This window comes from Streptomyces sp. NPDC008079 (assembly GCF_042957385.1).
Classification (GTDB): domain Bacteria; phylum Actinomycetota; class Actinomycetes; order Streptomycetales; family Streptomycetaceae; genus Actinacidiphila.
The window spans coordinates 83238-106809 of sequence record NZ_JBIBIC010000007.1 but is presented as its reverse complement, the minus strand read 5'-3'; the positions used below and the strand labels follow the sequence as shown (position 1 = coordinate 106809).

Sequence of the window (23572 nt, the reverse complement as noted above, 5' to 3'; positions counted from 1 at the left end):
GTGGCCGTGATGAGTCCAGTTGGGCCTGTCGCGTTAAATCCGTGTTCATAACGATCCGGAACCCCCGCTCCCGAGTCATGTACGGCTTACAGCATACGGATGTTCGCGTTTGGCAGGCGACGATACAGGCAAACGCAGGAGCCGTCCACACCTGATCTACCTGCGACGATCACGCTCCACGCGGCCCTGACCGGCGGCTCATTGACGAGAATGCCGCCTCGTAAAATGTGACTACACGCTAGCGTGACGCCGTCGTGAACCCGCGAACAATCACCATCTGACAGCGCGTCAGGCTCCATGGTCATTCGGGTCCGGAGTGTTCCGAAATGCTCGATGTTGAGGCGATGCTATGAGGATCATCGGACTTCATCGGTGTCACGCAAATTCGAGGGGCACTGCAACCATCTTTCCCGACCGCATAGTCCCGACCCGTCGATGAACTGCGCAAACAGCCCGCTGACCAAGTGAAGTTGACATCGGCGGCAAGAGACTGTCACGATACTTCCGGCGGCCGAGGTATGCCCGGATCCGGGCAGCAGTGAGACCCCGGACGCCGCAATCACACTCAGATCACCGAGCCCCGCGTGCGCTGTGCAGCCGCGGGGCTTCGTCATGGGCGGCCACGCCGTCACCGACCGCCCGCCACCGGCACCGCGAAAGGCGGAAAGGAGCCTGCGGCGCATGGACAGGATCGGTTTTGTCTTCCCCGGCCAGGGTTCGCAGAAGGTGGGAATGGGGCTCGACCTCGCCGGAGAGCATCCGGATCTGGTCGGCCCCTACTACCGCACCGCGGACGAGATTCTCGGCCTTCCACTGTCCCGGCTGTGCTGGGAGGGACCCGCCGAGGTCCTCCGGGACACCTCGATCACCCAGCCCGCGATCTTCCTGACCAGCCTGTGCACCTGGCAGAGCCTGCGTCCGCGCGGTCTCGCCCCCGACATCGTCGCGGGCCACAGCCTCGGCGAATACACCGCGCTGGTCGCCGCGGGCGTCCTCGAATGGACCGACGCCCTCCGACTCGTACGGCTGCGCGGCCAGTTGATGGCCGCGGTCAACGCACGCGTGCCCGGCGCCATGGCGGCCGTACTCGGCCTGCCGCTCGAGGACGTCGAGGCCATCTGCGCACAGGCCGCCACCGGCACCGGCCAGATCGTCGAGATCGCCAACGACAACGAACCGGCGCAGGCGGTCGTCTCGGGCCAGGCCGAAGCCGTCCAATGGGTGATGGCCGCCGCCAAGGACGCCGGCGCGCGCCGGGCGGTCCCCCTCGAAGTCGGCGCGCCTTTCCATTGCAGTCTCATGAGCGAGATCGAGGACGAATTCGCGGCGGCCCTGGACGCGGTGGAATTCCGCGATCCGGTGGTCGAGACGATCTCGTCCGTCACCGCGGCGCCGGTCACCACCGCCGCCGAGGCGCGTACCGCGCTCAAACGCCAGCTCACCGGCCGGGTCCGCTGGACCGAAACCGTGGCCGGAATGTCGGACGCGGGCGTGGACCGCTTCATCGAGATCGGACCCGGAAAGGTACTCGGCGGCCTGTGCCGCCGGATCGCCCCGGCAGCACGGGTGTTCGCGACATTCGATTCACGGCAGTGTGCCTCGACTCTCGATGCGCTCGCATTCGCGGCCGGAGGTTGACCGGAGACTCGCAAGCAGTCCAAGGAACCGATCAGGCCCAGGTCGCAGTCGGACCTGAGCGTCACAAAGGGCGGACCCATGAGCCGGATAGACCTTCTGAAGCCTCATATACCAGCCCCACGTGCGTCCGCAAACGTCAATCGCACCGAGATACGTACCGCATCGCCGGTACGGGGAGTGCCGGGGCCGTCCGTGAGCTGGCGGGTACTTGTGGTGGAACCTCATGCAGACGACGCCGAATCCCTGGTCAGGGGGTTACGGCGGCACGGACACGAGGTCGCGTCGGTCGGCACGGGCGGCGCGGCACTCCAGACGTACGAGGACGCGGACCTGGTCCTGCTCGACCTCGACCTGCCCGACCTGGACGGACTCGAGGTCTGCCGGAGCATCCGGTCGGTCTGCGACGTGGCGGTCATCGCCGTCACCGCGCGCGGCACCGAACTCGACCGGGTGCTCGGCCTCCAGGCAGGCGCCGACGACTACCTCGTCAAGCCGTACGGCTTCCGCGAGTTGATGGCCCGGATGGACGCGGTCATGCGCCGCGCCCGCCCGGAACCCGCCTCCGCGCGGGTCATCTCCTGCGGACCGCTGCGGATCGACGCCGGATCGCGCGAAGTGCGGCTCGGCGGACGGCATATAGATGTGACCCGTAAGGAATTCGACGTGCTCTACCTGCTGGCCTCGCACCCGGACATCGTCATCACCCGGAAGCGGCTCATGCAGCAGGTGTGGGGTGACTCGTGGTCCCGGCGGACCGTCGACACCCATGTCAGCAGCCTCCGGACGAAGCTGGGCGCCAAGGAGTGGATCGTCACCGTCCGCGGTGTCGGATTCCGGCTCGGTCTGGGGCTCGAACGGTCCGGGTCCTCCGCATGAGCCGCGCGGCCGTGCGGTGCGAAGGACACGAATGCGGTACGCGGCAGGCCGAGCCCCGCGAAGGGGGCCGGCACCCCGGCCGTCCGGTCGGCGGGAACCGGCTGTGCGCCGCCTGCCACCGTCGGCTGACCACCGGCATCGGCATGCTCCCCGAGCTGTACCGGGACTGCGAGCGGGTGCTGGGCGGCGCCGCGGCCAAGGGGCTGCGCGAACGCACCAGCGGCGGCCCGCTGCCCGGCATGCCGTTCAACCCGGCGGCGGCCGAGACACGCGCCGCGATCCTCGGGGTGCTCGGCTCCTGGAGCGGCCTGATCGCCCAGCAGCGCGGGCTCGTACCGCCCGAGCGGTCCGTCGGCACCCTGTCGGTGTTCCTGCTGCGGCACGCCGACTGGCTGGCCGGGCACCCGGCCGTCGCCGAGGCAACCCGCGAGGTGGCCCGGCTGGTCAGCAGGGCCCGCCGCGTCGCCCACCCCGAGCAGATCCGCCGGATCGCGCTCGGCGACTGCGTCGAACCCGGCTGCGAGGGGCGGCTGTCCGCCGTCGTACGCGTCGGGGCGACGGCCGCGCACCCGGCCGTGCAGTGCGACGCCCAGGCCGGGCACACCTGGGCCGGGCACCAACTCACCCATCTGCGCCGCCTGATGCCCGCCGAGGACACGGCCCAGGGCACAGCGGCCGACACCTCCGCCGGTCCCGCCGCCGTCACCCCCGCCGTCGCCGAGCGCTGGCTCACCGCCGCCGACATCTCGCGGCTGTGGAGCACCCCGGTCGGCACGGTCTACCGGCTGGCCAGCGAGCAGAGCTGGCGCCGCAGGCACGGCTCGGGCCGCACCTACTACTCGGAGGCCGACGCACACGCGTGCTTCAGCCGCCGCGCCGAGCGATCTGCCGAACGATCCCGCTAGGACGGCCTGTTTCGACGACCAGCGGACGACCCCTCCATCACTCCCATCACCAGGAGCGAACGATGCACAGCACGTTGATAGTCGCGCGCATGCTGCCGCAGTCCGCGGAGGACGTGGCCCGGATCTTCGGGGAATTCGACCAGACCGGGATGCCCGACCTGATGGGCACCCGTCGACGGGAGCTCTTCTCCTACAACGGCCTCTACTTCCACCTCCAGGACTTCGACACGGAGGCCGGTAACACGACCATCGAACAGACCAAGGACCACCCGCTCTTTGTGCAGGTCAGCGCCGACCTGAAGCCGCACATCGAGGCCTACAACCCGGCGACCTGGCGGTCGCCGAAGGACGCGATGGCCACGCGTTTCTATCACTGGGCCAAGTCCGAGTGACGGACCTGATCTCAAGCCTGTCCTCAAGAATTCACGAAATTCCGAAGGGAGCGGCGTCCACATGGGACGGCGAGTGGTGATAACCGGCATTGGGGTCGTGGCGCCGGGGGGTGTCGGCGTGAAGGACTTCTGGAGTCTGCTGAGCGACGGCCGAACCGCGACCAGAGGCATCACGTTTTTCGATCCCGCCCCGTTCCGTTCCCGCGTCGCGGCCGAGGTCGATTTCGACCCGGAGGCACTGGGACTGAGCCCGCAGGAGATCCGCCGCATGGACCGCGCCGCGCAGTTCGCGGTGGTCACGGCCGCGGAGGCGCTCGCGGGCAGCGGACTGGAGATGTCCGACCTGGACCCGTACCGGACCGGGGTGACCGTCGGCAGCGCCGTCGGCGCGACGATGGGCCTGGACCAGGAGTACCGCGTCACCAGTGACGGCGGGCGTCTCGACCTCAACGACCACCGGTACGCGGTACCGCATCTGTACGACTTCTTCGTGCCCAGCTCCTTCGCGAGCGAAGTGGCCTGGTCCACCGGGGCCGAGGGCCCGGCGACGGTGGTCTCCACCGGCTGCACCTCCGGCCTGGACTCGGTGGGCTACGCGACCGAGCTGATCCGCGAGGGCAGCGTCGACGTGATGATCGCGGGCGCCACCGACGCCCCGATCTCCCCGATCACCGTGGCCTGCTTCGACGCCATCAAGGCCACCACCTCGCGCAACGACGACCCCGAGCACGCCTCGCGGCCGTTCGACAACTCCCGCAACGGCTTCGTCCTCGGCGAGGGTTCCGCGATGTTCGTGCTGGAGGAGTACGAGGCCGCCAAGGCGCGCGGCGCGCACATCTACTGCGAGATCGCCGGGTACGCCACCCGCTCCAACGCCTTCCACATGACGGGTCTGCGGCCCGAGGGCCTGGAGATGGCCGAGGCCATCAGGACGGCCCTGGACGAGGCGCGGATGAACCCCGACGAGATCGACTACGTCAACGCGCACGGCTCGGGCACCAAGCAGAACGACCGCCACGAGACCGCCGCCGTCAAGCGCACGCTGGGCGACCACGCGTACCGGACGCCGATGAGCTCCATCAAGTCGATGGTCGGGCACTCGCTCGGCGCGATCGGCTCGATCGAGATCGCCGCGTCCGCGCTGGCCATCGAGAACAACCTGGTCCCGCCGACGGCCAATCTGCACGAGCCGGACCCGCAGTGCGACCTGGACTACGTACCGCTCAAGGCCAGGGAGTGGACCACCGACGCCGTGCTCAGCGTCGGCAGCGGCTTCGGCGGCTTCCAGAGCGCGATGGTGCTGCGGAGGGCGGCATGACCACTTCCGAAGGCACGGCCGCTTCCGCGGACACGACCGCTTCCACGGGCCCGGCCGCTTCCGAAAGCACGGCCGCCTCCTCTGGCGCCGCCAGTTCCGTCGTCGTCACCGGTATCGGCGTCACCGCGCCCAACGGCCTGGGCACCGAGGAGTTCTGGGCCGCGACGCTCGCGGGGAAGAGCGGCATCGGACCCGTCCAGCGGTTCGACGCCACCGGCTACCCCGCCAAACTCGCCGGTGAGGTACCGGGCTTCGTCGCCACGGACTACCTGCCGAGCCGGCTGATCCCGCAGACCGACCACATGACCAGGCTCGCCCTCGTCGCGGCCGACTGGGCGCTGGCCGACGCGGGCGTGAAGCTCGACGAGTGGAAACAGTTCGACATGGGCGTCATCACCGCCAGCTCCTCCGGCGGTTTCGAATTCGGCCAGAACGAACTCCAGAAGCTGTGGTCCAAGGGCGGCCAGCACGTCAGCGCGTACCAGTCCTTCGCCTGGTTCTACGCGGTCAACACCGGCCAGATCTCCATCCGCAACGGCATGCAGGGCCCCAGCGGGGTCGTCGTCTCCGACCAGGCGGGCGGCCTCGACGCGCTCGCGCAGGCCAGGCGGCAGATCCGCAAGGGCACCCGGCTGATCGTCTCCGGCGGCGTCGACGGCTCGATCTGCCCCTGGGGCTGGATCGCGCAGGTCGCCGCGGGACGGCTCACCGACAGCGACGACCCGGACAAGGCGTACCGGCCCTTCGCCGCGGACGCCGACGGCTATGTGCCCGGCGAGGGCGGCGCGCTGCTGATCCTGGAGGACGCCGGGTCCGCGCGGGAGCGCGGCGCCAAGGTCTACGGGGAGATCGCCGGATACGCCTCGACCTTCGACCCCAGGCCCGGCAGCGGCCGGGAGCCCGGTCTGCGGCGGGCCGTCGAGGCGGCGCTGGCCGACGCGGGCCTGACGGCGGGCGACATCGACGTCGTCTTCGCCGACGCGGCGGCCGTCCCCGAACTGGACCGCGCGGAGGCCGACGCGATCACCGCGGTCTTCGGACCGCGCGGCGTGCCGGTCACCGCGCCCAAGACGATGACCGGACGGCTCTACTCAGGAGCCGCGTCGCTCGACACGGCCGCCGCGCTGCTGTCGATCAGGGACGGGGTCATCCCGCCCACCACCCATGTCGCCCCCGCCCCCGAGTACGACCTCGACCTGGTGGTCGACCGGCCCAGGACCGCGCCGGTGAACGCCGCGCTGGTGCTGGCCAGGGGCTACGGCGGCTTCAACTCGGCGATGGTCGTGCGCGGAGCAGCCCGGTGACGGGCCCGCGCACCGCCGTCGCCACACCTCAGGAAGGGACCGAGATGGCCGGACCGGAACTCACGATCGAAGACCTCAAGCGCATCCTCCGGGAAGCCGCGGGCGAGAGCGAGGGCATCGACCTGGACGGCGACATCCTCGACCAGACCTTCGAGGACCTCGGCTACGACTCGCTGGCGCTGCTGGAGACCGGCAGCCGGATCGAGCGCGAGCACGGGATCGAGCTGGAGGACACCTCCATCACCGTCGTCGAGACGCCGCGGGCGCTGCTCGCCGTCGTCAACGAGCAACTCGCCGCGGAACACGCGGCCTGACGCTCCCCCCACCCGGTGCCGCCGCCGTGCTCCAAAGGCGCGGCGGCGGCACCGGCCAGCCCACACGCCCAGCCCCCACGTACAGCGCACCCGTCCAGCCCACACACCCAGCCCCCACGTACAGCGCACCCGTCCAGCCCACACGCCCAGACCACACGTACAGCGCACATGAACGCAGCACTTGAAGAGCGCACGTGAACGCAGCACATGTACGCAGCCGAGCGGTACCGAGTCGGAGGAGCAGTCATGTCGGCAGAGGGACAGCGGGTCGCTCTCGTCACCGGGGCCACCAGCGGAATCGGGCTCGCCGTCACCAGGGCGCTGGCCGCACAGGGACACCAGGTGTTCATCTGCGCGCGGACGCCCGAGAGCGTGGAAGTGACCGTCAAGGAACTACGGGACGAGGGCCTGGACGTCGACGGCACCGCCTGCGACGTCAAGTCGGGCGACGACATCAAGGCGTTCGTGCTCGCCGCCGTGGAGCGGTACGGGCCGGTCGACGTCCTGGTCAACAACGCGGGCCGCAGCGGCGGCGGCGTCACCGCCGACATCGACGACGAGCTGTGGTTCGACGTCGTCAACACCAACCTCAACAGCGTCTTCCTGATGACGCGCGAGGTGCTCAACACCGGCGGCATGCGGTACCGCGACCGCGGCCGGATCATCAACATCGCCTCCACCGCGGGCAAGCAGGGCGTGGTGCTCGGCGCCCCGTACTCCGCCTCCAAGCACGGCGTCGTCGGCTTCACCAAGGCCCTGGGCAACGAGCTGGCCCCGACCGGGATCACGGTCAACGCGGTCTGCCCCGGCTACGTCGAGACGCCGATGGCCGCGCGGGTCCGGCAGGGCTACGCGGCGGCCTACTCGACCACCGAGGGCGAGATCCTCCAGAAGTTCCAGTCCAAGATCCCGCTCGGCCGCTACTCCACGCCCGAGGAGGTCGCGGGCCTGGTCGGCTACCTGGCCACCGACACCGCGGCGTCGATCACCGCGCAGGCCATCAACGTGTGCGGCGGCCTCGGCAACTTCTGATCCGCCGCCACCGACCCCGTCCTACGACGTCCGACTCGCGTGAGGGGAACGAGAATGACGCAGACTGGCCACCGCGAGGTGGAGCACGAGATCACGGTGAACGCCCCGGCCGCCGCGGTGTACCGGCTGATCGCCGAGGTGGAGAACTGGCCGCGGATCTTCCCGCCGACCGTTTTCGTCGACCATGTGGAGCGCTCGGAGAACGAGGAGCGCATCCGCATCTGGGCCACCGCCAACGGCGCGGCCAAGAACTGGACGTCGCGCCGCGTCCTGGACCCGCGGGCGCTGCGGATCGAATTCCGCCAGGAGGTCTCGGCGCCGCCGGTCGCGGCGATGGGCGGCACCTGGGTGATCGAGCCCGTGTCCGACACCGAGTCGCGGGTGCGGCTGCTGCACGACTACCGCGCCATCGACGACAAGCCGGACGATCTCGCCTGGATCGACGAGGCCGTGGACCGCAACAGCCGCTCCGAACTGGCCGCGCTCAAGACCAACGTCGAACTGGTCGTCGGCTCCGCGGACGAACTCCTGCTGTCCTTCGCCGACACCGTCCACATCGACGGATCGGCCAAGGACGTCTACGACTTCATCAACGAGGCGCAGCTCTGGAAGGAGCGGCTGCCGCACGTGGCGCGGGTCTCGCTGGAGGAGGAGACGCCGGGACTGCAGATCCTGGAGATGGACACCCTCACCAAGGACGGCTCCTCGCACACCACCAAGTCGGTGCGCGTGACCTTCCCGCACAGCAGGATCGTCTACAAGCAGATCACCCTGCCCGCGCTGATGACGCTGCACACCGGCTACTGGCTGTTCGAGGAGGAGGGCGACGGCGTCGCCGCCACCTCCCAGCACACCGTGGTGATCAACACCGCGAACATCACCAAGATCCTCGGCCCGGACGCCGGGGTCGCCGAGGCGCGCGCCTTCGTGCAGAACGCGCTGAGCACCAACAGCCGGGCCACCCTGGGCCACGCCAAGGACTACGCCGAGGGCCGGCGCTGAGATGGACACCGACGTCATCATCGTCGGCGCGGGGCCTGTCGGCCTGATGCTGGCCGGTGAACTCCGGCTCGGCGGAGCCCGGGTGGCGGTTCTGGAGCGGCTCGCCGCCCCCACCACCGAGTCCCGGGCGTCGACCCTGCACGCCCGCACCATGGAACTCCTCGACCAGCGCGGCCTGTTGGAGACGCTGGGCACGCCGCCCAACGAGCCGATGGGCCACTTCGGCGGTCTGCCGCTCGACCTGAGCGAGCCGACCACCCGCTACCCCGGCCAGTGGAAGGTCCCGCAGGCCCGGGTCGAGGAGCTGCTCGCGGAGTGGGCCACGGGGCTGGGCGCGGAGGTCAGGCGCGAGCACGAACTGCTCGGCCTGACCACGGGCGACGGCGGCGACGAAGGTGACGTGGGCGCGGAAGGCGTGGAGGTCGAGGTCGCCACCCCGGACGGTGTCACCCGTCTCACCGCCGGCTATCTGGTCGGCTGTGACGGCGAGGAGAGCACCGTACGGCGACTGGCGGGCTTCGACTTCCCCGGCTCCGACGCCACCAAGGAGCTGCTGCGCTGCGACGTGCTGGGGCTCGACATCCCCAACCGCCGCTTCCAGCGGCTCCCGAACGGGGTGGCCATCGCGGCCACCCGCGACGGCGTCACCCGCGTCATGGTGCACGAGTTCGGCCGCGAGGTGCGGCCGAGGACCGCGGAACCCGAGTACGCCGAGATCGCGGCCGTGTGGGCCAGGGTCACCGGTGAGGACATCACCCACGGCACCCCGACCTGGCTGAACGCCTTCGGCAACACCAGCCGCCAGGCGGCCTCGTACCGCCGGGGCCGGGTGCTGCTCGCCGGGGACGCCGCCCACCGGCAGATGCCGGTCGGCGGCCAGGCGCTCAACCTCGGGCTCCAGGACGCGGCCAACCTCGGCTGGAAGCTGGCCGCGCGGGTCACCGGGCGCGCGCCCGACGGGCTGCTGGACACGTACCACACCGAGCGGCACGCGGTCGGGCGACGGGTGCTGGCCAACATCGAGGCGCAGACCGTCATCCTCTTCGGCGGTCCCGAGACCGGGGCGGTCCGCGGCACCGCCGCCGAACTCCTCACCCGCACCTCGGTCGTCCGCGGCCACCTCGCCGGCATGATCAGCGGCCTCGACATCCGCTACGGCGATCCCGACGCCGACACTCACCCCGACACGGCCGGTGAGTTGACCGGCCGCCGCGTGCCCCACATCGCGCTGACGACCGCGGACGGGCCGACCGGCACCACCGAGCTGCTGCGGCCCGGCCGCGGCGTGCTGCTCGACCTGTCGGGCGACACCAGGCGCCGGGCCACGCTGGGCAGGGCCGCCGAGGGCTGGGCGGGCCGGGTCGACGTGGTGTCGGCGCGCCCGGTGCCCGGCACGCTCCTCGACGGGCAGAAGACCGTACTGCTGCGGCCCGACGGACACATCGCCTGGTCGGCGCCGCGCGCGGCCGACCCGGCTCCGGCGCTGCGGCGCTGGTTCGGCGCCGAGGACGTCCCCCAGGTCCCCGTCACGCCGATCGCGGCTCCACGGACGGCCGTCGCGGAGACGGCGGCGCCCCAGGCAACCGCCCCTCAGGCAACTGCCCCTCAGGCAACCGCGCCCCAGGCGAGCGCCGTAAAGGCAGCCGCACCGAGACCGGCCGCACCGAGACCGGCCGCACCGAAGCCGCCCGTCCGCACCTGCGACGTCCTGATCGTCGGCGCGGGTCTGGCCGGTTCGGTGAGCGCGGCGATCCTCGCCCGGCAGGGCAAGAGCGTCGTGCTGGTCGACTCCCAGACGCATCCGCGGATGGCCATCGGCGAGTCGATGACCCCGCAGCTCATCGAGTGGCTGCACATCCTCGCCGTACGGTTCGACCTGCCCGAACTGCTGCATCTGCTGGACCACCGGTCGGTCACCGAGCACATCGGCCCGACCCACGGCAAGAAGCAGAGCTTCGGCTTCGTCAAGCACGACAAGGGCCAGGAGCCGGACCCTCGGGAGACGACGATGTTCGTCATCCCCAAGGCGCTCACCCAGGCCAGCCACCTGTTCCGGCAGGACACCGACGCGTACTACTTCCACGTCGCGGCCAAGTACGGCGCCACGACGCGGCAGCACTGGCGGCTGTCCGACCTGGACTTCGACGACGACGGCGTCACCGTCACCGGGCAGAACGGCGAGGTCTTCAGGGCCCGCTACCTCATCGACGCCAGCGGCCACCGGTCGCTGCTCGCCGAGAAGTTCGGCCTGCGGGAGCAGCCCGCGCGCTTCAAGCACCACTCGCGGTCGCTGTTCACGCACTACATCGGCGTTAAGCCGTTCGACGACGTCAGCCACCACCCGGAGAGCCTGCGACCGCCCAAGAACGCGCCCTGGAGCGGCGGTACGCTCCACCACCTGATCGAACGCGGCTGGTTCTGGATCATCCCGTTCAACAACCACAAGGGCGCGGCCAATCCGGTCACCAGCGTCGGCCTCACCATGGACGAGCGGGTCTACCCGCGGCCCCGTGACATCAGCCCCGAGCAGGAGTTCACCCGCTTCCTCGACCAGTACCCGGCGGTGAAGCGGCAGTTCGAGGGCGCCACGCGGGTGCGCGAGTGGGTCTCCACCGACCGGCTCCAGTACAGCTCGAAGGAGTCGATCGGCTACCGCTGGTGCCTGATGTCGCACGCGGCCGGCTTCCTCGATCCGCTGTTCTCGCGCGGCCTGTCCAACACCTTCGAGGTCGTCCACTCGCTCATGACCCGGCTGCTGCCCGCCCTGGACGACGACGACTTCGCGGTCGAACGCTTCGGTTACGTCGACCGGTTGGAGCGCGGCCTGCTGCACTACAACGACGAGCTGGTGAACAGCGCGTACATCTCCTTCGGCCACTTCCGGCTGTGGAACGCGGTGTTCCGGGTCTGGGGCGGCTTCGCCACTCCCGGCGTGATGCGGCTGGCCCGCGCGCGGATCAACTTCACGCTCACCGGCGACCCCGCGCACCTGGACGCGCTGGAGGACGCGCCGTATCCGGGCCTGTGGTGGCCGGAGCCCGCCGTCCGGGAGATCGTCGACCTCACCGCGGAGACCTGCGAGAAGTACGAGGCCGGGCAGATCGACGGCGACCGCGCCGCGGACATCATCTTCGACCGGCTCCGCCGCTGCGAGCTGCTGAACCCGGCCTTCGGCTGGCGCGACCCCGAGGACACCCGGCTGATCACCCCGACCACGGCGACGATGGCGAAGTTCATGTACTGGGCCGTGCGCAAGGCCCCGCCGCAGATGCGGGACCTCGGCTCCGCCCTGCTGTCCGGCACGGTCCGCGCGGGTGTCAAGGGCAAGAAGGTCCTCTGAGCAGACGGCCTTGCGACGAAGCGACGCGTTCCGACACAGAAGTCCTGAGAACACCGGATCTCGCGAAAGGGCACCACACATGCAGACCACCCCGAAGCCCATGGAGGACTCGATGGCCGAGCCGATGGGTGACACCTCGGTGATCCAGGACACCGAGGCGCTGTCGTCCTTCAGGACGACGCGTCCTGACCAGGGTCTGGACGCGGGCCCGATCACGCGGGCCTTCATGCGCGTCAACGTCTACATCTACTCCAAGCCGCCGAAGAAGGTGCAGAAGTCGCTCAGCAAGGGCGCGCTCAATGTGCACATCTGGCTGTACGAGCGGTCCAACGGCCGCATCGGCGGCAAGATGGGCAACCTCGACGCGCTGCTGCTGCACACGCTGGGCCGCAAGACCGGCAAGGAGCGTGTCGTGCCGGTCGGTTACATCTACGAGCGCGGCTTCTTCTACGCGGTCGCCGTGCCCGGCCACTTCGACATCCCCGGCGGCCCCAAGGGCCTGCACCCGGCCTGGTACCTCAACTTGAAGGCCACGCCCGAGGTGACCATCAACATCGGCCGCGAGCAGATCGTCGCCCTCGCCGAGACCCTGTCGGGCCCCGAGCGGGACCGGATCTGGGCGAAGTACTCCGAAGTCCTGCCGTTCATCAACGAGTTCCAGAACCGGGCCAGCCGCCTGCTCCCGGTGGTGAAGTTCACCCCGAAGGACATGCTGGCGGCGGTGGCGCCGTCGGACGGCGAGACGGACGCCGTACGGTGAGCGCCGCCGGGCCGCGGGCGGGTCGGTCCGGGCCGCCCGCCGCGCGGGGAGCGAGCCCGCTGCGGACGGCGGTCACGGTCGGTACGCTGGCCGCCAACTTCCTCGCCGTCACCAAGAAGATCCGCAGGGCGAACGGGTCGCCGCACGCCATCGACCACATCGACCTGATCGCGAGCATCACCACCTTCGTCGTCCTCGCCGTCCGGGCGCGGCAGGGACGGGAGTCCGGGGGCGGCTGACCGCCCGTCCGCCCGCCCGGGCCGAAGAACCGTCTGAAGGAGAACCCCTCGTGACCGGTACCGCACCGACCTCTGATCTCACCGGCTGGCGCGCGGCCCCGTTCACGGGAGCCGGGCTCACCCACGACGTGTACGAGAAGGGCGCGGGGCCGGGAGTGGTGCTCGTCCCGGAGATTCCGGGCATGACGCCCGAGGTGCTGGGCCTGGCCGACCACCTGGTGGACCAGGGCTTCACCGTGGCGATGCCGTCGCTGTTCGGACGGCCCGGCCGTAAGAACTCCACGCCCTACACGCTGTCCACCGTCGCCAAGCTCTGCGTGTCCGCCGAATTCCGGGCCTTCGCCGTCGACGCGCGGCGGCCGGTCGCGGACTACCTCAGGGCGCTGGTACGGGATCTGGCCGCGCGAACCCCCGGGCCCGGTGTCGGCATCGTCGGCATGTGCTTCACCGGCGGGTTCGCGCTGGCCGCCGCGGTGGAGGACGTGGTGCTCGCGCCGGTCGTCGCCCAGCCCGCGGTGCCGTTCCCGGTCAGCGCCAAGCGGTCCGCGGACCCCGGCCTCTCGCGGGGCGAGCTGGACACGGTGGTGAGCCGTACCAAGAACAGCGGACTGTGCGTGCTGGGCATGCGCTTCAGCGGGGACAGCGCGTCCCCGCGGGCCAGGTTCGACACCCTGCGGCGCAGTCTCGGCGACGCCTTCGAGGTGATCGAACTGGACTCCTCGAAGGGCAACGAGGGCGGCTTCCCCAAGGGAGCCCACCCCGTACTGACCGAGGAGATGCGCGAGATCCCCGGACACCCGGCGTACGCCGCGCGGGAGCGGGTCGTGAGCTTCCTGCGGGAGCGTCTGGCGCCCGCGGCTCTCTAGGGCCCGTCCGGCGGACCGGCCCCCGCGGCCGGGACTCGCGGACCTCCTCGGTGACGGTTGCGTCTCGACCGTCCCACCGATGTCACACCCACGGCCCCCGCTCACCTCTTGGGGGGCAAGGGGCTGTGGGTCGTGCAACGCCGTGCGGCCCGACGCGCGCGGCAAGGAGGAACCGTGAACAAATGGCGTGGTAATCCGTGGGTCATTCTGGCGATCCTGTCCTTCGGATTCTTCATGACCCTGCTCGACCTGACGATCGTGAACATCGCGATCCCCGACATGGTGGACAGCCTCGACGCGTCCCTCGACCAGATCCTGTGGGTCGTCAACGCGTACACCCTCGGGCTCGCCGTCCTGCTGATCACCGCCGGCCGGCTCGGTGACCTCGTCGGCAAGAAGAACCTGTTCATCGCGGGTGTGGCGCTGTTCACCCTGGCGAGTCTCGCCTGCGGACTCTCCCAGTCCCCGACCCAGCTCATCATCTTCCGGGCGATCCAGGGCATCGGCGCGGCACTGCTGCTGCCGCAGACCCTGTCCATGATCGCGGACGTGTTCCCCGACGAGAAGCGCGGTGTCGCGCTCGGCATCTGGGGCACGGTCGCGGGCCTGGCGTCGGTCGCGGGACCGAGCCTGGGCGGCCTGCTGGTCACCAAGCTCAACTGGCGCTGGATCTTCTACGTCAACGTGCCGATCGGTGTGCTGGCGATCATCGCCTCGTTCATGTTCATGCCGTCCGCGGCGCGTACGGTGCGGCACCGCTTCGACATCCCCGGCGTCGTCCTGACCACCATCGCCCTGTTCCTGCTCGCCTTCGGTCTGATCGAGGGCCAGAAGTACAGTTGGAACGGCGCGATCTGGGGCACGATCGCGGCCGGTGTCGTGGTGCTGGCGATCTTCCTGGTCTACCAGCGCGGTCAGCAGGACAACGAGCCGCTGGTGCCGTTCGTGCTGTTCAAGGACCGTAACTTCTCGGTGGTCAACTTCGTCGGTATCGCCGTCTCGTTCGGCGTCGTCGGCCTGCTGCTGCCGCTGACCATCTACCTCCAGTCGGTGCTCGGCTTCAGCGCGCTGAAGGCCGGTGGCGTGCTGGTGCCGATGGCGGTCGGCTCGATGCTCACCGCCGGGCCCTCCGGTGTGCTGGCCGAGAAGTTCGGCGGCAAGTACATCCTGATGGGCGGTCTGCTCGCGTACATCGGCGGTGTCTTCTGGATCGTGCGGACCGTCGAGGTCGGCCAGAGCTGGACCGGGCTGATCGCGCCGGTCGTGATCGTCGGCGCCGGTATGGGCTGCACCTTCACGCCGATGGCCACCGAGGTCATGCGCAATGTGCCGCCCAAGCTCACCGGCGCCGCGTCCGGCGTCAACAACGCGCTGCGGCAGGTCGGTTCGGTCATGGCGGGCGCCGTCATCGGCGCGGTGCTCCAGAACCAGCTCGCCTCCTCCCTCAAGGACCAGGCGGCGCAGCGCGCGGGCGCCGTGCCGTCCGACTACCGCGCCGGTTTCCTGAAGAACTTCGACAACGCGGGCAAGCACCTCGAGGTCGGCGGCCAGTCGAGCAGCGCCATGAAGTTCCCGTCGAACGTGCCCGCCGACATCGCCCACCGCATCCAGGACACCGCCGCGGCGGTCTTCGGGCACGGCTTCGTCGACGCCATGAAGCCGACCATGTACGTGCCGATGGCCGTGCTGTTCGTCGGTGTGATCGCCTGCCTGATCATCGTCGGGCCGAAGAAGTCGGCCACGCCGGAGTCGGGTGCGGCCGTTCCCGGTCAGACGGACGGCGCGGGGTCTCCCGCGGCGGATTCGGCGGCCGATTCCGGAGCCGCCCACCGGTAGGCCACCCCTCGGGAAAGCCCTCCATCGGCAAGCTCCCGCGGTTCTCCGAGTAGCCCTTTAGGGAGGGGTGAGTTGCCCTTTAGGGAGGGGTCGGGAGAGTCCGGACAATAACACCGGCGGCACTCGCGTCACTTCCGGTACACCATTACCGGGGTTGACACCGAGTGTCGCCGCGTGTCACGCTTTATTGGGCAGTAGAAGTATGCCCAATTGCGGTTTGACGCCGGCGGACCACCGCTGCGACGCCGCCACGTCTCACATCTTGGTCACCTCTTCTCGATCGCCGGGCCGACCCATCGGGGTCGGCCCGGCGATTGTTTTGCACGCCCTTTTTCAGATGCCCGCGTGTGCCCTGGGAATTCGGCCACACACCCGTCGTTGATTCTCCGCGCCGTCCGCGCCGGAGAGAGAGGGGCGCTCCGTGCCCAGCAAAGCCAAGGAATCCGTTCCGGTGAACAGCGCCTCCAAGACGCAGAACTGCGACGTCCTGATCATCGGGTCGGGCCTCGCGGGTTCGGTGAGCGCGGCGATCCTCGCCCGGCAGGGCAAGAACGTGGTCATGGTGGATGCCGCGACCCATCCCCGGATGGCGATCGGCGAGTCGATGACCCCGCAACTCATCGAGTGGCTGCACATCCTGGCGGTGCGCTTCGACGTACCGGAGATCAAGCACCTGCTGGACGTCAAGGCCGTCACCAAGAACATCGGCCCGACCCACGGCAAGAAGCAGAGCTTCGGTTTCATCAAGCACGAGAAGGGCCAGGAGCCCGACCCGCGCGACGCCACGATGTTCGTCATTCCCAAAGCGCTCACCGAGGCCGGTCACCTGTTCCGGCAGGACACCGATATGTACTTCTTCAACGTGGCGGCCAAGTACGGCACCACGACGCGGCAGAACTGGCGGGTCGCCGACCTTGACTTCGACGACTTCGGAGTGACGGTCACGGGGCAGAACGGCGAGGTCTTCCGGGCCCGTTACCTGATCGACGCGAGCGGCTTCCGCTCCCTGCTGGCCGAGAAGTTCGACCTGCGCGAGAAGCCCGCGCGCTTCAAGCACCACTCCCGGTCGATGTTCACCCACTACATCGGCATCAAGCCGTTCGACGAGGTCAGCCACCACCCGGAGAGCCTGCGCCCGCCGGCCAGCGCGCCCTGGCACGGCGGCACGCTGCACCACATGATCGAGCGCGGCTGGTTCTGGATCATCCCGTTCAACAACCACAAGGACTCCAAGAACCCGATCACCAGCATCGGGCTCACCATGGACGAGCGGACGTATCCCAAGCCGAAGGACCGCACCCCCGAGGAGGAGTTCCAGGGCTTCCTCGACCAGTACCCGGCGGTGAAGCGGCAGTTCGAGGGCGCGACGCGGGTCCGCGAGTGGGTCTCCACCGACCGGCTCCAGTACAGCTCCAGCAAGTCGATCGGCTACCGCTGGTGCCTGATGTCGCACGCGGCGGGCTTCCTCGACCCGCTGTTCTCGCGCGGTCTGTCCAACACCTTCGAGGTCGTCTACGCCCTGTGCTCCCGGCTGCTGCCCGCCCTGGACGACGACGACTTCGCCAACGAGCGATTCCAGTACGTCGAGGACGTCGAGCGCGGCCTGCTGCACTTCAACGACGAACTGGTGAACAGCTCCTACATCTCCTTCAGCCACTTCCCGCTGTGGAACGCGGTGTTCCGTGTCTGGGGCTCCTATCTCACGCCCGGCGCGCTGCGGTTGATCCGGGCGCGGGCGCGGTATGAGGAGAGCGGCGACGTGAAATGGCTGGACGATTTGGAGAAGACCCCCAATCCGGGTCTTTGGTGGCCGAACAGCCCGGATTTCAAGCAAACCGTCGAAATCATGGCGGAGGCCTGCGAGAAGTACGAGGCCGGTGACATCGACGGCGACGCGGCGGCCAAGCTGATCATGGACAGTCTCCGTGCTTCGGATGAACTCAACCCCGTTTTCGGATGGGAGGACCCAGAAATCAAATTCGTGTACCCGACCACCGCGATGATGGCTAAGTTCATGTACTGGGCCAACTTCAAGGCTCCGGGCGAGATGCGCGAACTGGGTCGCGACATGGTAAGCGGAATTGTGCGGTCCGGTCTGCGTGGGCAGAAGTTCGTCTGACCCCGCCCGGCAATTTCCATCTGACCGAAAGTTGAACAGCACCATGATCAGTCGCAGAAAAGTCCTCGGTGCGGGCGCGACCGCGGTGGCTCTGTCAGGACTTGGGGCCACCGCCGGATTCGCCGGCAGCGGGGCACCCTGGAGTCAGTTGCGCGCGCACCTCCAGGGCCGGCTCGTCCTGCCGACCGACTCCGGTTACACGACGGCGAAGCAACTCGACCTGCAACAGTTCGACGTGATCAACCCGCAGGCCGTCGCCTACTGCGTCAGCGCCGCCGATGTGGCGCTGACCCTGAAGTTCGCGCAGGACAACTGCATACCCTTCGCCGTGCGCAGCGGAGGGCACAGCGGCGGCGGGTACTCCACGAGCACCGGCCTGGTGATCGACGTCTCCGGGCTCAACTCCATATCCGTCGGCCAGAACACGGTGACCGTCGGCACCGGCGTCCAGGGCGTCGACGCCATCGACGCGCTCGCGCCGCACGGCAAGGCCATCATCGGCGGCTACTGCCCGACGGTCGCCGTCGGCGGCTTCTACCAGGGCGGCGGCCTGGGCGTGCTCACCCGCTCCTACGGCGTCGGCTCCGACCGGATCGCCTCGGCGAAGGTGGTGCTCGCCAACGGCGACGTCGTCACCGCCTCACCCACCCAGAACCGGGACCTCTACTGGGGCATACGCGGCGGTGGCGGCGGCAATTTCGGCGTCGTCACCTCGTACGACATCACCACCGTCAACGTCTCGCAGCTCGCCGTGGTCAATCTGAACTGGACCTTCGACAAGGCCGCCGACGTCCTGGACGGGTACGCGCGCTGGTCCGTGAACGCGCCCCGCACGCTCAGCGGCGGCGCCTTCCTCCAGCTCTTCGACGCCTCGCCGGGCGCGCCGGTCAACGTCATGGTCTTCGTCGCCTCCACCGGCACCACGGCCGAACTCACCAGCGAGGTCGCCCGGTTGGTGGCGCTGACCGGGGCACCGGCCAGCCAGACCCCCGCGAGCGTCGTGCCGTACCAGCCGCTGATGATGGGCTTCTTCCGGTGCGCGGCCGATGTGACCGCCTGCCACCGGGCCGACACCACGCCCGGCGGCACGCTTCCCCGGTCGGCGTTCGGCCTCCAGCGCAGCCGGTTCTTCAACCGGCTGCCGTCGCGCAGCGTGTGGGACAACGCGGCGGCGCTCTTCGAGACCCTGCGGGTACCCGGCCAGGCGCACCTCATGGAAGTGCTCCCGCTGGGCGGGGCGGTGAGGGATTTACGCCGTACCGACACCGCGTTCGTCCACCGCGACGCGCTGTTCACGGTGAACTTCCTCGTCGACATCGGGTCCCCCGACGCCGCCGACTCCGCGGGCAGGGCGGCGGGTCAGGCGTTCGTCGACAGCGGCTTCCGCGTCATCGACCGGCAGTCCTCCGGTGAGACCTACCAGAACTTCATCGACCCGGAACTGCCCGACTGGCGGCAGGCGTACTACGCCGAGAACTACCCGCGGCTGTCCGCCGTGAAGCACCGCTACGACCCGCACGGCGCCTTCAGGTTCGCCCAGAGCATTCGCTAGGGGCCTGACGGCGACACAGCGACATCCCTCTCACGACAGCGGGGTGGCCACGGACTTCCGTGCCACCCCGCTGTCGTGCGTCCGGACACCGCCCGGACGCGTACCGCTCGAGTCCGCATCTCCCAGCCGCTCCCGTCCCCGGAGGACTGCGATGACAAGCATCGCGCTGCACAGCCTCGCGCCCCACAACGACCTCCAGGTCGCCACCATGCTGGCGGGCATCGCCTTCGTCCTGCTGGTCGGCGTGCTGCTCGGCACTCTCGCCAAGCGGGTCCGCCAGCCCGCGGTGATCGGCGAGATCCTCGCCGGCATCGCGCTCGGCCCCAGCCTGCTCGGGCTGCTGCCCGGCGACCTGTCGCACAAGCTGTTCCCCGCCGACGTACGGCCGCTGCTGTCCGCGGTCTCCAACGTCGGCCTGATGCTCTTCATGTTCATGGTGGGCTGGGAGTTCGAGAAGCGGATGCTGCGTCCGCACCGCGGTCTGGCCGCGTCGGTCTCGCTCTCCTCGGTCGCCTGCGCCTTCGGACTCGGCGTCGCGGTGGCCGCGCTGCTCTACCCGCACCACAACACGGTGGCCGGGCACCACATCTCCTTCGTCACCTTCTCCACGTTCATGGGCGCGGCCATGTCGGTGACGGCCTTCCCCGTACTCGCCCGGATCCTCACCGACAACCGGCTCACCCACTCGCGGGTCGGCACCCTCGCCCTGGCCAGCGCCGCCGTGGACGACATCCTCGCCTGGTGCATGCTGGCGTACGTCTCCGCGCTGGTCACCTCCAGCGGCGCCGGTGACCTCTTCCAGGTGCTCGGCCTGAGCGCGGCCTACGTGCTCGGCATGTTCGTCCTCGTGCGGCCCGCGCTGGCCGCGGTGGTCAGGTTCTTCAGCGAACGCCAGCAGTGGCGGGCCCTGTTGGTGGTCATGGCGGCCGGTACCTTCCTGTCGTCCTACCTGACGACCTGGATCGGCATCCACGGCATCTTCGGCGCCTTCCTCTTCGGCTTCATCATGCCGCGCGAGCCCGCGCTCCAGCTCGCCGAGCACCTGCGCAAGCCGCTCGACCACGTCAGCCTGATCCTGCTGCCGGTGTTCTTCATCGTCACCGGCCTCGGCGTCGACATCAACGGCCTGCACGCCCGGCAGTACCTGGAACTGTCCGCGATCCTGGTCGTCGCCTGCGCGGGCAAGCTGCTCGGCGCGATGGTGCCCGCCCGGCTGTTCGGCCTGTCCTGGCGGGAGTCCAGGGCGCTCGGCCTGCTGATGAACACCCGAGGGCTGACCGAGCTGATCATCCTCAACACCGCCGTCCAACTCGGCGTCCTGGACAGCCAGATGTTCACCATGATGGTGATCATGGCGCTGGTCACGACCGCGCTCGCAGGTCCGCTGCTGCCCAAGAGCAGCGAGCTGATGGCCACTTCGACGGTGGGCGTCGAGGTCGGCGAGGCGGAGGCGGCGGGCAAGGCCGAGGCGGGGGCCGTCGCCGGGGCCGCGGCCGCGGGCGAGAAGGGGCGCTCGTGAGCGCGCCCTCCGATCAGGTGCTGCACCAGCCGGAGCCGGTGGAGGGCAGGCTGCTGCGCAATGTGTGCGGCCTGTTCGTCACCGGCGTCACCGTCATCACCAGCGGCGCGGAAGGGCGTTCGGAGGGAACGACGGTCAACTCGTTCACCTCCGTCTCGCTCGACCCGCCGCTCGTGCTGTTCTGCCTGCACAAGGAGTCGCGGCTGCGCGCGGTCATCGACGAGGCCGGCTCCTTCGTGGTGAATTTCCTGTCGGGGCCGCAGGAGCCGCTGGCCCGCGCCTTCGCGGGCAAGGACACCTCGGCGGTCAAGGACGTGCCCCACCACCACTCGGCCGAGGGCATGCCGGTGCTCAGCGAGGCACTGGCCTTCCTGGCCTGCCGCCTGGACAAGGAGTTCGACGGCGGCGACCACACCATCTTCGTCGGCCGCGTCGTCGAACTCGGCGTGCCCCGCGAGTACCAGGAACCGCTCATCTTCTTCCGCGGCTCCCTGGGCGCGCTGGAGGAGGAGCCGCGGGGAGCGCACCCGATCTTCGACGGCTGAGCGGACCCGCACGTCAGCCATCCACGTGACGTCACGTCACGCACCGCCCATGACGACGAGAGGACACACCATGGCGTTCGCATTCGAGGCCGTCGACCCGAAGGTCTCCTTCGAGACCCAGCTCCAGCAGGAGGACTCGGGCACCGTCGTACTCATCAACACCCTTGTCGTGCCCGAGGGGCAGATGGACAAGACCCTGGAGAGCTGGGCGCTCGACGCCGCCTACATGAAGTCCTGTGACGGCTGCATCTCCACCCAGCTCCACCGCGGCACCGCGGGCAGCAACACCCTGGTCAACATCGCGATCTGGGAGTCGACCTCCTCGCTGCTCGCGGCCTTCATGTCGGCCGAGTTCCAGGAGAAGGCCGGCGCCTACCCCGACGGTCTGCTCGCGCGGCCGTTCATCGCGGAGAAGGTCGCCGTCCAGGGGATCTGCGTGGCCTAGGGCCTGTCCGCCGACCCGGCCACCGCGCATCAGTGAGGAGCTCTTCGATGAGTGCGATCAGCATCGCCGCGGAAACCGTCGATCCCCTTCCGCAGCACACACTGCTGGTGTTCCTGCTCCAGATCGGCGCCTTGCTCGTCCTGGCACTCGTGCTGGGGCGGCTGGCGAGCAGGCTCGGCATGCCGACCGTCGTCGGAGAACTGGCCTCGGGCGTCTTACTCGGGCCCTCGCTCCTGCTGCACGTGGCGCCGGGCCTGTCCGGCTGGCTCTTCCCCCGTGACCCCACCCAGATGCACCTGCTGGACGCCGTCGGGCAGCTCGGCGTGCTGCTGCTCGTCGGCTTCACCGGCATGCACCTGGACCTGAAGGTGGTCCGCAGACAGGGCGGCAAGGCGGCGGGCGTCAGCGCCGCCGCCCTGCTGCTGCCCCTGGCGCTCGGGGTGTGGCTCGGTTACGCGCTGCCGGGTGAACTGCGGCCGGGAGACGCCGATCCGGCGGTCTTCGCCTGGTTCGTCGGCGTCGCCATGTGCGTCAGCTCGATCCCGGTGATCGGCCGGGTGCTGGTCGACATGAAGCTGATCCACCGCAATGTCGGCCAGATGATCCTGGTCGTCGGCACCATCGACGACGCCGTGGGCTGGCTGCTGGTCTCCGTCGTCACCGCGATGGCCACCACCGGGGTCGGCGCGGGCGAGATCGCCACCCCGCTGTGGCACCTCGCCGTCGTCATCGTCGTCCTGCTGACCGGCGGCCGGTGGCTGGTCGGCTGGGTGCTGCGCTGGGCCGAGCGCTCCGGTTCGCGCGGCGTGACCATTTCCGCCACCGTCATCCTGCTCGTCCTGTCGGGTGCGGGCGCCCAGGCGCTCGGTTTCGAGGCGGTGTTCGGCGCCTTCCTGTGCGGCATCCTGATCGGCTCGCGCGGCACGGACGCGCAGGCACGGCAGTTGGAGCCGCTGAACGCCACCGTGCTGTCCTTCCTGTCCCCGCTATTCTTCGCGCTCGCCGGGCTGCGGATCGACCTGACGTCGCTGACGCGTCCGAAGATCGCGCTGTGGGGACTGGCCGCGCTGGCGATCGCCGTCGCCGGGAAATTCCTCGGCGCCTTCATTGGCAGCGCCTTCAGCCGCCTCACCCGCTGGGAGGCCCTGGCGCTCGGCGCCGGGATCAACGCGCGCGGGGTGATCCAGGTGGTCATCGCCGTGGTCGGCGTGCGGCTCGGCCTGCTGACCACCGCGATGTACAGCATCATCGTGCTGATCGCGATCCTCACCCCCCTGATGGCTCCGCCGATCCTGCGGGTCGCGATGAAGCGGATCGAGAGCACGGCGGACGAGGAACTGCGCGAGCAGCGGGTACTGGCCCTGCAAGGGGTGCCCGAGGGGGGTACGGACGGGCGGCCTGACGAACTCGCCGACGCACGCGCGGACGGCCTGACCGACGGACTGACCGACGGGTTCGCGGACGCCGGAGAATCCGATCCGGCCGCCGATACCCCCGTCACCCAGGAACGCGGCGTCCCGGTCCACCCCACGTGACATGCCCCACGTGGGGAGGGCCGGGACAGCCGCTC

At 69.6% G+C, this 23572-nt stretch carries 20 protein-coding genes; all 20 read left to right on the top strand.

Annotated features, from left to right (window positions below):
- Window positions 1-681 precede the first annotated feature (681 nt).
- The 20 genes from fabD to ACFZAM_RS17125 all read left to right on the top strand — a co-directional run bounded on the left by fabD (window position 682) and on the right by ACFZAM_RS17125 (window position 23537).
- A complete protein-coding gene (gene fabD / locus ACFZAM_RS17220; RefSeq protein WP_391046853.1) occupies window positions 682-1638 on the top strand; it encodes an ACP S-malonyltransferase in 957 nt (318 codons plus the stop codon).
- 78 nt (window positions 1639-1716) lie between these two features.
- Window positions 1717-2514, top strand: a complete 798-nt coding sequence (locus tag ACFZAM_RS17215; RefSeq protein WP_355337063.1) for a response regulator transcription factor — start codon at window positions 1717-1719, stop codon at window positions 2512-2514.
- On the top strand, window positions 2511-3419 hold the full coding sequence (locus ACFZAM_RS17210; protein ID WP_391046850.1) for a hypothetical protein: 909 nt from the start codon (window positions 2511-2513) through the stop codon (window positions 3417-3419). Before ACFZAM_RS17215 ends, ACFZAM_RS17210 begins: the two co-directional genes overlap by 4 nt.
- 62 nt (window positions 3420-3481) lie before the next feature.
- Complete coding sequence (locus tag ACFZAM_RS17205; RefSeq protein ID WP_355337067.1) at window positions 3482-3811, top strand: TcmI family type II polyketide cyclase; 330 nt, start codon at window positions 3482-3484, stop codon at window positions 3809-3811.
- 61 nt (window positions 3812-3872) lie between these two features.
- The gene (locus ACFZAM_RS17200; protein ID WP_188280342.1) at window positions 3873-5129 is read left to right on the top strand and encodes a beta-ketoacyl synthase; all 1257 of its coding nucleotides are present in this window, start codon (window positions 3873-3875) and stop codon (window positions 5127-5129) included.
- Entirely contained in the window at window positions 5126-6433 is a 1308-nt protein-coding gene (locus ACFZAM_RS17195; RefSeq protein ID WP_391046846.1) for a beta-ketoacyl synthase N-terminal-like domain-containing protein, read from the top strand. The genes ACFZAM_RS17200 and ACFZAM_RS17195 overlap by 4 nt, the downstream gene beginning before the upstream one ends.
- Before the next feature lie 44 nt (window positions 6434-6477).
- Window positions 6478-6747, top strand: coding sequence for an acyl carrier protein (locus ACFZAM_RS17190; protein ID WP_355337071.1), 270 nt, complete (start codon window positions 6478-6480; stop codon window positions 6745-6747).
- 246 nt (window positions 6748-6993) lie between these two features.
- Window positions 6994-7779, top strand: a complete 786-nt coding sequence (gene fabG, locus ACFZAM_RS17185) for a 3-oxoacyl-ACP reductase FabG (RefSeq protein WP_188280345.1) — start codon at window positions 6994-6996, stop codon at window positions 7777-7779.
- 54 nt (window positions 7780-7833) lie between these two features.
- Window positions 7834-8781 carry an aromatase/cyclase gene (locus ACFZAM_RS17180; RefSeq protein WP_355337074.1) on the top strand — a complete coding sequence of 316 codons (948 nt, stop codon included), beginning with the start codon at window positions 7834-7836 and terminating at the stop codon, window positions 8779-8781.
- 1 nt (window position 8782) lies between these two features.
- Window positions 8783-12121 carry an FAD-dependent monooxygenase gene (locus ACFZAM_RS17175; protein ID WP_391046843.1) on the top strand — a complete coding sequence of 1113 codons (3339 nt, stop codon included), beginning with the start codon at window positions 8783-8785 and terminating at the stop codon, window positions 12119-12121.
- A 79-nt stretch (window positions 12122-12200) separates the two neighbouring features.
- Complete coding sequence (locus tag ACFZAM_RS17170) at window positions 12201-12881, top strand: nitroreductase/quinone reductase family protein (RefSeq protein WP_355337078.1); 681 nt, start codon at window positions 12201-12203, stop codon at window positions 12879-12881.
- Window positions 12878-13120, top strand: coding sequence for a hypothetical protein (locus ACFZAM_RS17165; protein ID WP_355337080.1), 243 nt, complete (start codon window positions 12878-12880; stop codon window positions 13118-13120). The genes ACFZAM_RS17170 and ACFZAM_RS17165 overlap by 4 nt, the downstream gene beginning before the upstream one ends.
- Before the next feature lie 50 nt (window positions 13121-13170).
- On the top strand, window positions 13171-13986 hold the full coding sequence (locus ACFZAM_RS17160; protein ID WP_355337082.1) for a dienelactone hydrolase family protein: 816 nt from the start codon (window positions 13171-13173) through the stop codon (window positions 13984-13986).
- A 174-nt stretch (window positions 13987-14160) separates the two neighbouring features.
- A complete protein-coding gene (locus ACFZAM_RS17155; RefSeq protein WP_391046837.1) occupies window positions 14161-15822 on the top strand; it encodes a DHA2 family efflux MFS transporter permease subunit in 1662 nt (553 codons plus the stop codon).
- Between the two features lie 421 nt (window positions 15823-16243).
- Entirely contained in the window at window positions 16244-17941 is a 1698-nt protein-coding gene (locus tag ACFZAM_RS17150) for a tryptophan 7-halogenase (protein ID WP_391046834.1), read from the top strand.
- A 43-nt stretch (window positions 17942-17984) separates the two neighbouring features.
- On the top strand, window positions 17985-19493 hold the full coding sequence (locus ACFZAM_RS17145; protein WP_355337088.1) for an FAD-binding protein: 1509 nt from the start codon (window positions 17985-17987) through the stop codon (window positions 19491-19493).
- Window positions 19494-19644: 151 nt separating this feature from the next.
- Window positions 19645-21012: a cation:proton antiporter gene (locus ACFZAM_RS17140; RefSeq protein ID WP_391046830.1), complete on the top strand. Its 1368-nt coding sequence runs from the start codon at window positions 19645-19647 to the stop codon at window positions 21010-21012.
- Complete coding sequence (locus ACFZAM_RS17135) at window positions 21009-21557, top strand: flavin reductase (RefSeq protein WP_391046827.1); 549 nt, start codon at window positions 21009-21011, stop codon at window positions 21555-21557. Before ACFZAM_RS17140 ends, ACFZAM_RS17135 begins: the two co-directional genes overlap by 4 nt.
- 70 nt (window positions 21558-21627) lie before the next feature.
- Window positions 21628-22002, top strand: coding sequence for an antibiotic biosynthesis monooxygenase family protein (locus tag ACFZAM_RS17130; RefSeq protein WP_355337094.1), 375 nt, complete (start codon window positions 21628-21630; stop codon window positions 22000-22002).
- Window positions 22003-22049: 47 nt separating this feature from the next.
- The gene (locus tag ACFZAM_RS17125) at window positions 22050-23537 is read left to right on the top strand and encodes a cation:proton antiporter (protein WP_391046824.1); all 1488 of its coding nucleotides are present in this window, start codon (window positions 22050-22052) and stop codon (window positions 23535-23537) included.
- The last annotated feature ends 35 nt before the right edge of the window (window positions 23538-23572 follow it).